This is a genomic window from Pseudoalteromonas sp. 19-MNA-CIBAN-0066, from assembly GCF_040308705.1.
GTDB lineage: Bacteria > Pseudomonadota > Gammaproteobacteria > Enterobacterales > Alteromonadaceae > Pseudoalteromonas > Pseudoalteromonas nigrifaciens.
On record NZ_JBEONZ010000005.1, the window covers coordinates 92,316 to 105,978 of the forward strand.

10 protein-coding genes and 2 pseudogenes are annotated in these 13,663 nt (G+C 38.2%); 4 read left to right on the forward strand and 8 right to left on the reverse strand.

Annotated elements, in window-relative coordinates:
* The first annotated feature begins 13 nt into the window (after positions 1-13).
* The 3 genes and pseudogenes from AAEZ18_RS05015 to AAEZ18_RS05025 all read left to right on the forward strand — a co-directional run.
* Positions 14-1,285, forward strand: a complete 1,272-nt coding sequence (locus tag AAEZ18_RS05015) for an O-acetylhomoserine aminocarboxypropyltransferase/cysteine synthase family protein (protein WP_086997553.1) — start codon at positions 14-16, stop codon at positions 1,283-1,285.
* A 236-nt stretch (positions 1,286-1,521) separates the two neighbouring features.
* On the forward strand, positions 1,522-1,863 hold the full coding sequence (locus AAEZ18_RS05020; protein ID WP_352255071.1) for a LacI family DNA-binding transcriptional regulator: 342 nt from the start codon (positions 1,522-1,524) through the stop codon (positions 1,861-1,863).
* Positions 1,864-1,878: 15 nt separating this feature from the next.
* A pseudogene (locus AAEZ18_RS05025) lies at positions 1,879-2,532 on the forward strand (substrate-binding domain-containing protein); the annotation flags it as partial.
* 172 nt (positions 2,533-2,704) lie between these two features.
* On the opposite strand, the gene gntU reads toward AAEZ18_RS05025, so the two are convergent.
* The gene (gene gntU, locus AAEZ18_RS05030; protein WP_011330103.1) at positions 2,705-4,048 is read right to left on the reverse strand and encodes a gluconate transporter; all 1,344 of its coding nucleotides are present in this window, start codon (positions 4,046-4,048) and stop codon (positions 2,705-2,707) included.
* A 153-nt stretch (positions 4,049-4,201) separates the two neighbouring features.
* Here gntU and AAEZ18_RS05035 point away from each other — a divergent pair, with 153 nt between their 5' ends.
* Positions 4,202-4,741, forward strand: a complete 540-nt coding sequence (locus tag AAEZ18_RS05035) for a gluconokinase (protein ID WP_011330104.1) — start codon at positions 4,202-4,204, stop codon at positions 4,739-4,741.
* A 169-nt stretch (positions 4,742-4,910) separates the two neighbouring features.
* Here the strand turns inward: AAEZ18_RS05035 and AAEZ18_RS05040 are convergent, their stop codons facing one another.
* The 7 genes and pseudogenes from AAEZ18_RS05040 to AAEZ18_RS05070 all read right to left on the reverse strand — a co-directional run bounded on the left by AAEZ18_RS05040 (position 4,911) and on the right by AAEZ18_RS05070 (position 13,659).
* Positions 4,911-5,087: a DUF1289 domain-containing protein gene (locus tag AAEZ18_RS05040; protein ID WP_350593990.1), complete on the reverse strand. Its 177-nt coding sequence runs from the start codon at positions 5,085-5,087 to the stop codon at positions 4,911-4,913.
* A gap of 16 nt (positions 5,088-5,103) precedes the next feature.
* Positions 5,104-5,619 (reverse strand): hypothetical protein, encoded by a 516-nt coding sequence (locus AAEZ18_RS05045; protein ID WP_350593988.1) that lies wholly within the window; start codon positions 5,617-5,619, stop codon positions 5,104-5,106.
* 104 nt (positions 5,620-5,723) lie between these two features.
* Positions 5,724-6,338, reverse strand: a complete 615-nt coding sequence (gene hisIE / locus AAEZ18_RS05050) for a bifunctional phosphoribosyl-AMP cyclohydrolase/phosphoribosyl-ATP diphosphatase HisIE (protein WP_341255519.1) — start codon at positions 6,336-6,338, stop codon at positions 5,724-5,726.
* Positions 6,335-7,108 (reverse strand): imidazole glycerol phosphate synthase subunit HisF, encoded by a 774-nt coding sequence (hisF, locus tag AAEZ18_RS05055; RefSeq protein WP_011330107.1) that lies wholly within the window; start codon positions 7,106-7,108, stop codon positions 6,335-6,337. Before hisF ends, hisIE begins: the two co-directional genes overlap by 4 nt.
* 396 nt (positions 7,109-7,504) lie before the next feature.
* Positions 7,505-9,880 (reverse strand): diguanylate cyclase domain-containing protein, encoded by a 2,376-nt coding sequence (locus AAEZ18_RS05060; protein ID WP_350593986.1) that lies wholly within the window; start codon positions 9,878-9,880, stop codon positions 7,505-7,507.
* A 322-nt stretch (positions 9,881-10,202) separates the two neighbouring features.
* Positions 10,203-10,358 (reverse strand): annotated as a pseudogene (locus AAEZ18_RS05065) (SDR family NAD(P)-dependent oxidoreductase); the annotation flags it as partial.
* 235 nt (positions 10,359-10,593) lie between these two features.
* Positions 10,594-13,659 carry an efflux RND transporter permease subunit gene (locus AAEZ18_RS05070; RefSeq protein WP_011330110.1) on the reverse strand — a complete coding sequence of 1,022 codons (3,066 nt, stop codon included), beginning with the start codon at positions 13,657-13,659 and terminating at the stop codon, positions 10,594-10,596.
* Positions 13,660-13,663 lie beyond the last annotated feature (4 nt).

Here is a 13,663-nt window from a genome sequence, read left to right on the forward strand (position 1 = left end):
AGGGAATATACTAATGAAACTAGAATCTTTAGCGCTGCATCATGGCTACGAATCAGAATCAACCACAAAGTCTGCAGCAGTGCCAATTTATAATACTTCATCTTATACGTTTGATAACACCCAGCATGGTGCTGATTTATTTGATTTAAAAGTACCTGGTAATATTTACACCCGTATTATGAACCCGACTAACGCAGTATTAGAGCAGCGTATCGCGGCTATGGAAGGGGGCGTAGGCGCACTGGCTGTAGCCTCTGGCATGGCAGCAATTACTTACGCAATTCAATGTTTATGTGAAGTTGGCACCAACATTGTTAGTACTAGCCAAGTATATGGCGGCACTTACAACTTATTTGCACATTCATTACCACGCCAAGGAATTGAAGCACGGATGATCAAAGCAGATGACTTTGAGGCCTTTGAAAACGCAATAGATGATAATACTCGAGCAGTATTTTGTGAATCAATTGGCAACCCTGCAGGTAATATTGTTGATATTGCCCGATTAGCCAAAATAGCACACAGTAAAGGTGTGCCCCTTATTGTTGATAACACAGTTGCAACGCCGTACTTATGCCGCCCATTCGAGTTGGGTGCAGATATAGTGGTGCATTCTTTAACTAAATATATAAATGGGCACGGTACAGCCATAGGTGGAATGATTGTGGACTCAGGTAAGTTTGATTGGAAAGCTAATGCAACACGCTTTGCCATGATGAACGAGCCAGATCCGTCTTATCATAATGTTGTTTATACCGAAGCCTTTGCAGAAGCCGCGTTTATTGGTCGCTGTAGAGTGGTTCCGCTTAGAAATACCGGTGCGGCACTTGCACCAAAAAATGCATCAGACATTCTAATTGGCCTTGAAACCTTAGGTTTGCGAATGGAACGTCACTGCGAAAATGCACAAAAGGTGGCTGAGTATTTACAAAAGCACCCTAAAGTTTCATGGGTTAACTATGCAGGCTTAGCGTCAAGTCCATACAACGCAATGTGTAAAAAAACAACTAATGGTAAAGCATCGGGTATATTAAGTTTTGGTATTGTAGGTGGCTTGGAAGCAGGCACTCGTTTTATCGACGCACTCAATATGATACTGCGTTTGGTAAACATCGGTGATGCTAAGTCGCTAGCGTGTCATCCTGCATCAACCACGCATCGTCAGCTTAATGATGAAGAACTCGCTAATGCGGGTGTGAGCCGTGATTTAGTGCGTTTATCGATTGGTATTGAAAATATCGACGATATTATTGCAGATGTAAGTCAAGCGCTCGATAAAGCGTAAGCTATTTATAAGTAATAACATCGTTTAAAATGCCTCTATACACTGAGGCATTTGTATTTTTTTCATTGAAAAGCATATAATTAAGTATCTAATTTGATAATCAGTTGATTTAAGTAAGCCTAGGCAGTATAGATATTATCAATAAGGTTAAATTTACCTAGAAAAATAGCTTAAAAGTGGCTAACCGCGATTATAATTGTTATGTTACTTGTAACATAATAAATTAATTACCTGTGATGAAAAAAAATAAACGCTCTTCACTTCAAAATATAGCGGATGCAGTAGGGGTAACTAAAATGACGGTAAGTCGTTATTTACGTAACCCAGAGAAAGTATCAGCAACAACTCAAATCAAAATTAAAGCAGCCATAGATTCACTTGGTTATATTGCTAATAAAGCCCCTGATTTATTATCCAATGCCAAAAGCTACTCTATAGGTGTGCTTGTCCCATCGTTAACTAATCAAGTGTTTTCGCAAGTTATTCGCGGAATTGAAGATATTACTGAGCCTGCTGGGTATCAAACAATGCTCGCGCATTATGGCTATAGCCCCGAAATTGAAGAAAAGAGAGTTTAATATTTATTATCATATCATGTAGATGGGCTAATTTTATCGGAAACAACGCATACCGACAGAACCCGAAAAATGATTGCTATGGCGGGTATTCCTGTGGTTGAAATAATGGATATTCATCACACTCCAATACACCAAGCGGTTGGTTTTGATAACGCTAAAGCTGCTTTTGAGATGACCAATGCGCTTTTAAATAAAGGCTACCGGAATATTGTTTACCTTGGTGCAAGGTTAGATATGCGCACACAATTGAAGTTTCAAGGCTATAGCGACGCAATGTTACTAAGGGGGCTTACTCCTAAAAGTGTGATGACAAATGAAGCTTCGTCGTTTAGTTTGGGCGCTAAATTATTGCAAAAAACACGTACTGAACACCCAGATACTGACTGTATATTTTGTACTAATGATGATTTGGCTATTGGTGCTATTTTTGAGTGTCAAAGAAATAATATTTCTGTTCCTCAACACATGGGGGTTGTAGGCTTTCATGGCCATGATATTGGTCAATCTATGGTGCCTCAGCTAGCCAGTGTGATCACGCCGCGTTATCAGATTGGTAACCTTGCGGGGGCTAAATTACTCAGTCGTATTAGTTCAACAGCAGATATTGAAATACCCGATGAGCAAATATGTGATACCGGTTATGTGATTCATTTAGGTGAAAGTGTTTGATTAACTATGTCACTCATAAAGCAAGAAAATATTAAACCTAGAATATTGAGTTGTAAGTGAAATATGGTGCTTGCCTCCATCAAACAGTAAAAGCTATAACACTCGAAGTAAACACCGATGCTGCTATTTAAGCACAGCATCGGACATATTCAGGGTTTTGAATAAAAATAATTTATAAAAAGAGGGAAATAATCATAGCTACAATAGCACCCGTTGTACCAATAATGGTCTCCATCACCGTCCATGTTTTCAGCGTTTGCATTTCAGTTAGGCCAAGGTAGCGATTAGCTAACCAAAAGCCAGAGTCATTTACATGCGATAAAACGATTGAGCCTCCACCAATGGCGATAGTAACCGCTGCAAGTTGAGCGCCATCTAGTCCAAGCGGCTCTAACATAGGTATAATTAAACCGCATGCTGTAAGCATAGCAACAGTTGCAGAGCCTTGAATTACGCGTACTGCGGCTGCTAATATAAAAGCTAACATAACAATCGGTAAGCCAGATCCCGCAAGCATATTACCAAGCGCTGCACCTACACCCGAATCAACCAATACTTGTTTAAATACTCCCCCAGCGCCTGTTACCAAAATGATAACGCCAGCAGGTTGTAAGGCACTACTGCAAATTTCCATTATACGATCTTGAGGCACACCACGTTTTACACCCAGTAAATAAAATGCCATTAAGCAAGCTGCAAGAATTGCAGTAAATGGGTGACCGATAAACTCCAGCCAATGATGTAAGTTAGATTGTTGTTCAACAAAACGAGAGCCAATCGTATTTAAAGCAATCATTAATAATGGCAGTGCAATTAAACCTAGAGCTAAGCCAAAACTAGGCTCGCCCTCACCGTCTCTAGTATTATCATTATTTTGGGCGTGTTCAGGTAGTTCAACATGAATTGACTTAGCAATTAGCGATCCCCAAAGAGGGCCGCCAATGATCATAGCTGGAATAGCAGCAAGCAAGCCAAATAAAATCATATAACCGTAATCGGCACCAAGTTGAGATGCTACCAAAATAGGGCCTGGCGCAGGGATGAGAAATGCCTGACAAGCAGCGATACCAGCAAGCAGTGCAATACCTATTTTAATAACACTACCACCGCCTTTACGTACCACAGCAAATGCAATACCAATTAAAAGTACCACAGCAACATCAAAAAATAGTGGTAAAGCACATATAAAACCAGTAAAGGTGAGCGCCCAGTTAGCGTTTTTCTCGCCAAAACGATGTAATAACGTATGAGCAATACGGTCAAGCGCTCCAGTTTCTTCCATTACTTTGCCAAACATGGCACCTAATGCAACCACAACAGCAACAAAGCCTAAAGTGCCGCCCATTCCTTTTTGGATAGTTCCAGCGATCATTTGTGGGCTCATTCCAGAGAAAATCCCGGCTATCATCGAAACTAAAATTAAAGCGACAACCGCGTGTAGCCTTACTTTCATGACTAAAAAAAGTAACAGTAGAATAGAGCCTACCGCGGTTAGTATTAAAGATAAATCTGACATATGTTCCCTACTTAAATCCAACTCAAATTATGACGGTTAACTTGTGTTTAATTTCATATTATATTAAGTTACGCGTAACATGTTACCAGTAACTTAATATAAAAATTCATTCAAAGCTAATGAATTTTTAAAAAATAGAGTGAGATTAGCTAAATGAGCCAAATAAACGCGGGTCGAATATTTATTATTATGGGTGTATCAAGCACCGGAAAGTCGAGTATTGGTTATGCGCTTGCGAAAAAAATGGACGCTAAATTTATTGATGGCGATGATTTACACCCTAAAGCAAATATTTTGAAAATGTCATCAGGGCAACCTCTAAATGACGAAGATCGTGTGCCGTGGTTAGAAAGAATTCGTGACGCTGCGTTTAGTATTGAGCAAAAAAATGAAGTGGCCGTTATTGTTTGTTCAGCCTTAAAGAAAAAATACCGAGAGCAAATATGCGAAGGAAATGTGAATATTACTTTTTTACATTTACAGGGAAGTTTTGAATTAGTTAAGCAGCGAATGCAAGATAGAAGAGGCCATTTTATGCCTACTGAGCTATTAAAAAGTCAATTCGAGACATTGGAAATCCCCCAAGCAGATGAGTTAAATGTAATTAGTATCGACATTAATAAATCATTTAAGCAGGTTGTAAGCGCTTGTTTTCAAGCTACGCAAACCGATATAAATTTAGCTAGCGGGTAACCTATAAGGTATAAATACAAAAATAATGAGTAATAAAGTAGATGCCATTTATTTCAAACGTTCAATAACAGGCTAAATTTAACAACAGTTAGTTTTAGTCTATTATTGAAGTTAAAGTTTTATAACCCAGATGTTTAGCTTACCTATTAAAACCCCAGCTATTCATTGCTTAATCTTTTCGTGGGGTTGCTAAAATCACCTTTTTTTCATCTTCAGATAAAATAATCCACTCAAAAATTTCATCGTTGGTACGTCCGCAGCCAGTACATAGGCCACTGCGCCGCTGGCAAACTCCAATACAATCGGTTTTAAGTTTAGTCTTGCTAGTTTTTGTTTTAAAACCCATAAAACCCTATAAAAAATTATTGTTTAGTAGCTACTGATTTGCCAATTTCTAATGAGGTAGACCACGATTTTAAACTAGATAACGTTTTACCGGTGTAGATTGAAATAACAGGGGTATTTTCATCAAGCACGAAAGTAGTACGAATCGAGTTTTTTGACTCTTTTTGGCTTTCATGCCAATTATTTTCAAGCAAACATTGGCGAGTAAAAGCCACTGCTTTTTGATGATCTGTTACAGCAGCTACTTGCTCTTTGTAACTATTTTGACAGCGGTAAATAACATTATCATGATCAAATGCAGTAATTTGGCAGTGTTGACCCACTAAATGATAGTTAGTACTCCAGCTATCCATAAATTTTGTAGTTACTTTGGTTGTTTTTAGCGATTCAAAACGGGTATCGTATGCACCAAGTAAGGTTTGAATTTTATTACATGGTGTAAGTTGATCTATGGCGGCTGTTTGCTCAGTAACAACGCTAGAACAACCTGAAATTACCAAGCCAGTAAATACGACAGAGGCTAACTTCTTCATTCAATATTATCCTTTTAATTAATGAATTTAGTGCGCTATGTGCTAAAGCACACTAAATAATTTAAGCGTGCTTTTATAAAAGTTGTTGGTATTAAAGCTACAACTTACTTGTGGCGACCTATTAAGCATTTAACTACGTCTTCAAGGGCTAAGCCTTGGCGTTGTAATAACACTGTAAGGTGATAAATTAAATCAGCAGACTCGTTTGTTAGCTCATCGTTATCGTGTTTCATTGCAGCAAGGGCAACTTCTACGCCTTCCTCGCCTACTTTTTGACAACTACGGCTTAAATCTTCTGCAAACAAAGACGCTGTATAGCTTTTAGCTGGGTCGTCGTTTTTACGCGCTACAATAACATCTTCAAGTTGCGCTAAAAAGCTTAGGCTTGGTTTTGCATCATCGCCAAAACAGCTTTGCGTACCTAAGTGGCACGTTGGGCCTTCTGGGTTGGCAAGTACCAAAATAGAATCGTTGTCACAATCGGTGTGTACTGACACGACATTTAAATAGTTTTGAGATGACTCACCTTTGGTCCACAAACGCGATTTTGAGCGCGAGTAAAACGTTACATTGTTACTTTCAAGTGTCACCTTTAGTGCTTCGCTGTTCATGAAGCCTTGCATTAAAATAACACCAGAACGTGCATCTTGAATAATAGCAGGGATCATTTCACTTTTAGTGAAATCAACTTGAGTTTGGTTGTCGAGTGTTAATATCATAATCTTGCTGCCACTTGGTTATTAGTTAAAAATTGTTTTAGTTCACCAATGTTAATCACATTTTTATGAAAAACACTGGCTGCAAGTGCGCCATCAACTTCACTTTGTTTAAACACATCTACAAAATCTTGCATAGATCCAGCACCGCCTGAGGCGATAAGAGGAATATTACACAGTTCGCGTATTTTACTTAATTGCTCAATATCATAACCGTTACGTACGCCGTCTTGGTTCATACAGTTTAATACTATTTCGCCTGCTCCTAAGTCTTGTACGCGTTTAACCCATTCTTGTGTTTTATAACGGGTACGGCTTGACGCATTAGGATCGCCAGTAAGTTGGTACACTAAGTATTCACCGGTCACTTCATCGTAAAAGCTATCTATACCGACCACTACGCATTGCTTACCAAACTCATCGTGCAGCTCTTTTATTAGCTCAGGGCGGGCAATAGCAGGGCTGTTAATGCTGATTTTGTCTGCGCCGCGTTCAAGTACGCGAGCGGCATCGGCAACCGACTTAATTCCGCCAGCCACACAAAAAGGAATATCAATATGACGGGCAATACTCTCTACCCAATTTACATCGAGTAAGCGTTTTTCAACACTGGCACTAATTTCGTAAAAAACAAGTTCATCTGCACCGGCCTCGCTGTAAGCTTTTGCCATAGTTAAAATATCACCAACTACTTCATGGCCTTTAAATTTTACGCCTTTGACTACTTGGCCGTCTTTAACGTCGAGACATGGAATTATGCGTTTTGATAACATGGGAAAGTCTCGCAGGTAGTGTGTTTATTTTTGAAAGTCATAGCTACTATTCTTTTCGTTAATATTTTGCATTAATAACAACAACACTAAAAACATTATTGTCAGCAAAAAGTCATATTAATAATTACCTACAGTATATATATATCTAAGCGTTATTTATAGGCGAAATATCTTATAGTTAATTACTTTTAAAGCTATTTAGAGGGTTGTATAAATAATAAAAAGTGAGAACTTACGGATGCTAATTCCATGCTGTATTAATGTGTTAAATTATAACAAATGGGCAATAAGCAGCCGCTAACTTAGCGCTATTTAGGATATACATAGTGAAGCTGTAGGAATATTTGAGTTTTTTAGTTCAGTTCATTTAAGTTATGTATTGTTAAAATTAAATGCTCAACTTAAATTGACTTGTGGTTGGCTGTTATTAGCATGATCATGCTTTTTACTTTTATGTTCATACATTCTTTTATCCGCTTTGTTAAGTAACTCATCTAAGTCTGCTGCTTCGTCGGGATATATAGCATAGCCAATGCTTACTGTAACTAAGAGTTCGTTGTGCTGCAAAACAATAGGTAACTCAATCGCACTTAAGTATCTGGTTATTTGTTTTTCTATTTGGTTTAGGCTTTCAATGTTGGTGCTTATAACAACGAATTCATCCCCGCCAATACGGGCGATACAGTCAGTTTTACGGGTTATATCTTTTAAGCGGTCGGCTATTACGGTTAATACACAGTCGCCAACTATATGGCCGTGAGTATCGTTTATTGGCTTAAGCTTATCTAAGTCAAAATATAAGCATGCCACTTTACTGTTTTCTTGTTTAGCTTTTCTAAACTCACATTCAGCAAACTTTGTCAGGGTGTTGCGGTTTGCAAGCCCGGTTAAATAATCGGTTTGAGCTAGTTTTAGTACTTCTTTTTCAGCGATAATACGCTTTGAAATATCAAAATTAATACCGACTATGCTATCACCATATACTCGCCCATCGGCGTTTATATAACGTATTGCTCCACAGGGCAGTATAATTTTAAACTCAGCATGAAACTTTTCATTGGTTGCTATTGCTTTGGTCAGCCTATTGGTAACATCATCATAATCATCGGGATGAATTGTTTTTGACCACTGAGCATAGTTACAAGAAAAAGTACCCTTTTTAATGCCATAAAGTGTGTGCATCCAGTCATCCCAAATAAGCACATCGGTTTTAAAATTCCATTCCCATATGCCAATATTAGCCGCATCTGCTGCTAATGCTATTCGATGATGCAAGTTATCTAACTCAATCCTAGCTTCTCTGAGCTCAGTAATATCTTCAGCAATACCAAGTAAAAATTTAGCCTTACCCATATTATCTTTTATAATCACTTTGTGAGTACGTAAATAGCGAGTTGTTCCATTTATGGTAACTGGCTCTTCGTTAATTGTTATCGAATTGTTTGAGTTCAATACTTTGCGATCTGCTTTTGCAAAAAATTCTGCTTGCTCTGCTGGGAATATATCAAAGTCATTTAATCCTATAAGTTGCTCTTGTGATTTACCAAGTAATTTTTCAGCTGATTTATTTACATGGCTATAACTTAGATGCTTAGCTTCTTTAATAAACAAAATGTTAGGTAGGGTATCAAATATAGTTTGTGTAAAGGCTTCTTGATTTTGAATATCGGTTAAATCTTTAATAGTAGCTACTAAAGGGGCGTTAGTTAGCTCACTTATAGGGTTGATTGCGATTGTTATAGGAAACTCTTGCCCACATTTTTTGCATCCCTGTAATAATTGGCTTTTTCCAAAGTTGGATTGATCTTTATTAAATGAATGATAAAATTTTGCATGCTTTTTTGGCAGCAATATAGCAATGTTTTTGCCAATTAACGCTTGTTGATCAAAACCAAATACTTTAGTGGTTGGAGGGTTAGCAAATTCGATAATGCCTTGGCGATCAAAACATATCACTACGTCTTGTACTGTATTTAGTACTGCTTTTAATTTTGCCGATAACAAGCTTCTGGCGCGTAATTCAATACTGCCTACTAAAAATAAGCTCAATACTAGCACTACAAATATAATCACTTGGGCAAGTTGTGCACTGTTGTCATTTGCAAGGTAGGTTGTATGGCTAGATTCAAATACATACATAGAGAGCATACCAATATAATGCATACCCGAAATAGCACTGCCCATTACCAGCGCTGCTAAGAAGTTAACCCGCTTTTGTTTATTTTGCGTTGTTTGGCGTAATTCATTTATTTTTAAAGCTAAGCCCGAAAGTGCTACGGCAATAAATACAGAGAACGTAAACAGAGTGGGCTCATAAGCCATATGCGCTGGCATTATCATGGCTATCATACCTACGTAATGCATACTGCCAATACCTAAGCCCATAAGTACACTTCTAAACCATAAGTGTTTAAAACGCTCTAAATTAGGGGATATAACAAAATAACTAGCAAATATACTGGGTAAAATTGAAACTAGTGTTATAGGTATATTGTATCTTACAGGAATAGGGAGTTGGTAGGCTAACATGCCAACAAAATGCATTGCCCAAATACCTGCACCTAAAAAGCAAGATGGCAGTAGGGTCCAAAAAAGCTTTTCGTTTTTAAGTTGCGCGCCTTTAATACGAGCAGAAAGTAAAAATGAAATATAAGATGCAAATACCGCTGTAAATACAGATGCTAAAACAAGTATGGGGTCATATTTGGCTGTGATCACCGCTGCTTTGAGCATTTCTGGCGTTACAAAATGTAGCGTTAAATGATTAGTCAAAGCGGTCCCTCACCTTAATTATAAGCTCTAAGGGCCTATTTATGAATAACTTAAGTATAGTATACAAATATAGTGTTGACCATTAAATGCTTAACTGAAAAGTATTTACTTTGGGTTATTTTAGTACCGTTAGTATGAGGGTTTTTAGAGGTTTTATAACGGGGAAATAGAGTTAAGCAAGTTGGTTATGTTAAGTAAGTTGCGATATAAAATGAGTTTGTTGGATTAACTATGGTGTTAGCTTTAACGTATTGATAATAAAAGTATGAAGTAACATTATTTTAATACTTCAGAGGTAAGCACTTTTTAAGTGCATCAGTACTTACAGCGCGTGGGCCATGGCGCTAATAGCGGGGCTGTTGTTAACGCTCGCCATAGAAGAGATATTAATTATGCTGCCATAATCGCTATTTTTCACGTGGGGAGCCACTAATTGACAAAGTCGGCACATGGTAAACACATTCATATCAAATACGCGTTTAAATTGGCTACTTTAATGTCGCAAGGGTTTTATTTACCTGTACCATCGCCGCCAACAGTGTTAACAAGTACGCCGATGGGCACTTTATTAAAGTTATGAAGCTAGTTATTTATCAACAGCATAGAGCGATATTTTATGTTGTGGGTTGGGTATAAAAAAGCATGCGGCCAGATAATATTTTACATTAGCTGGCCGTATATTTTATTTACTTTGCAATATTTAGTTTATTACCTTAGGCATTAACTGGTGTGCGTTCATCTTTTTTAACGCCCATAAAAATAGCGTAAAGCACAGGTATAACAATTAAGGTTAGTAATGTAGCAAAGAGTAGGCCAAATACTAATACAACCGCCATTGATTGGAAAAATGCATCAAAATAAAGCGGTATTACCCCAAGTACTGTTGTTAGTGTTCCCATCATTACTGGTCTTACTCGGCTATTAGCCGAATCGACAATGGCATCATAACGTGGTTTACCTTGCTTAATTTCCATATCCATTTGATCAACCAATACAATGGCATTTTTAATGAGTAGACCAGATAAAGAGAGCAATCCTAATATCCCCATAAACTCAAGTGGAGTTTGTGTTGTTACTAAGCCAAATACCACGCCTATAAGAGCCAGCGGTACCACAAGCCAAATAATAATAGGTTGTTTTAAAGCATTGAATAACACCACTACAATTAGCACCATAGCTAAAAGGCCAAGTGGTAGTGTTGATGCAAGCATTTCATTTGACTCTTTTGATTGCCCATACTCACCATCCCATTCCAATGTGTAACCGGCAGGTAAGTCAATCGCTTCTATTTGTGGCCTTACTCGATTAAATAATTCAGATGCAAGCTGCCCAGGAAGTGGATCGGCTTGAGCCTTAATTGTCCACATTCTATCTTCGCGCTTTAAAATACCATCACGCCATACGGTTTTAAATCCATTAGTAACTTGCTCTAATGGGATTGTTTTACCTGTGATTTGGCTAGGAATTTGAATGTTGCCTATATCATTAACATTCGAGCGCTCTTTTAGGGGAGCTCTAACAATAATAGGAATTAACTCTTCACCTTCTCTATATTGGCCAACCGTTTTACCAGAAAAGTTTTGTTGTAACGCTTCAGCAATTGCTTTGCGTGTTACACCTGCACGCTGGGCATTAATTGGCGAGTATTGCGGTTCAATAACCCTAACTTGCTGGCGCCAAGTATCTTTAATTGAGAGTGCACCGCCGTCATCAATCATGATTGCTTTCGCTTTATCGGCTAATTCACGAATTACAGCGGGTTCTGGTCCTTTAAATGTTGCCTCAATTTTAGAACCACCTCCGGGTCCCATTACAAAGCGCCATACTTTGCCTTGCGCTTCTGGGAAGGTGTCATCTATATACGCTTGTACTTTAGGGATCATAGTATCAAGCACTTTATAGTCATCTACTTTAGCTAATATTTGGCCGTAAGAACTGTTTGGTGATTCTGCTCCATAAATAAGCATAAATCGTAAACCGCCACCACCAATTAAGGTTTGTACGCCCTCAATACTCTCTTGCTGTTGAATAAAGGATTCAAGCTTGATCATATCTTTTTTGGTTTTTTCGATATCAGTTCCTTGCGGTAACCAAAAATCTACTACCATTTGTGGTGTTGTAGAGGCTGGGAAAAACCCAGATTTTACAAACTGAAATCCCCACATTGATGCACTAAAAGTAAATATCACTACAGCAACTGTTAACCAGCGATGATTAAGCGAGCTAACAACAATGGATTGATAAGCCGCCATAATCATATTAGGCTTAGCTGTTGTAGAGGTGTCTTTATCTTGTTCTTTAAACAAGCAAAAACAAAATAGTGGCGTTAGGGTAATTGCAAATAACCAACTGTAAAGTAAAGAAATTAAAATAACCCAAAATAAATGCCCAGTAAATTCGGCAGTATCACCCGGTGCTAAACCTATAGGTGCAAAGGCCACAATACCTACCAAAGTGCCGCCTAATAAGGGCCACCTTGTTTGCTTTACAACTTCAGATGCTATTTCTAGCTTTTTGCGCCCTTGTTTAGTACCAACCAGTATTCCCTCGGTGACAACAATGGCATTATCAACCATCATCCCTAAAGCAATAATTAATGCCCCAAGTGAAATTCGGTGCATGGGTATGCCGCTAAAATCCATGGTTGCTAGTGTGGCAAAAATAGTCAGTAGTAATACTGCGCCAATAACAAGTCCAGAGCGCAGCCCCATAAACACAAGTAAAGTAACAACAACAATAATTAATGCCACAATTACATTTACTACAAAGTTATCTACCGATGCCTGAACAACCTTACCTTGATGATAATATTCATGCACTGTTATACCAATGGGTCTCACGTTTTCAGCTTGTTTAACGCGCTCATCTACGCGCTCAAACACTTTAACAACGTTAGTACCAAGCACACTGGCAACCCCTAAAGAAATTGCCGGTTGCCCGTTGTAACGTACAAGTTTAGTTGCTGGGCTTTGAAAACCACGATATACATTAGCAATATCTTTTAAATATATAGCTTTACCGTCATTGGTGGCGCTGACTAATAGGTTTTGTATTGTTTCAATAGAATTAATAGAGCCGGTGGGATCTATAAAAATACGTTGATCACCAATTTGCGTATTACCGGCACTTATTACTGTATTTTGCTTATCTAAAATTGAATAAATATTACTGATTGAGCTACCTAAAGTGGCCAAATCTTCACGGGCTATTTCAACAAAAATACCTTCTTGCTGAACACCGGTCATAGCTACTTTAGCAACGCCTTTAACCTGTAAAATATCACTTTGTAGGTTTTTAGCGTAGGCATGCAGCTCATCAGGAGAGTAACCCTCGGCTGTAATTAAATAGCTTAAACCATATACATCACCAAAATCGTCAAATATTTGTGGCGTACCTGTACCTGGTGGAAGGGAAGGGCGAGCATCATTAATTTTATTTCTTAGTTTGGTCCATATAATCTGTAGCTCAGACTTTGTCGGCGAAAACTCCGATTTAATCTCAACTTTTATCTCAGACATACCCGATGAAGAGGTAGACGATATGGTATCAATTTCCTGCAATTCTTGAATAGCACGCTCTAAAGGCTCAGTTACTTCTCGGGCTACCTCTAAAGGGCTCGCACCAGAGTAAGGAACAAACACTTGTGCGGTACGAATTATAAACTCAGGGTCTTCAAATCGTGCCATGTTTTTATATGAAGAGAAGCCAAAGCCTAACGTCAGTATAATAATTATGGTACTAATGAGTTTGTTATTAATAGTCCACTTTGCTAAATCCATTACT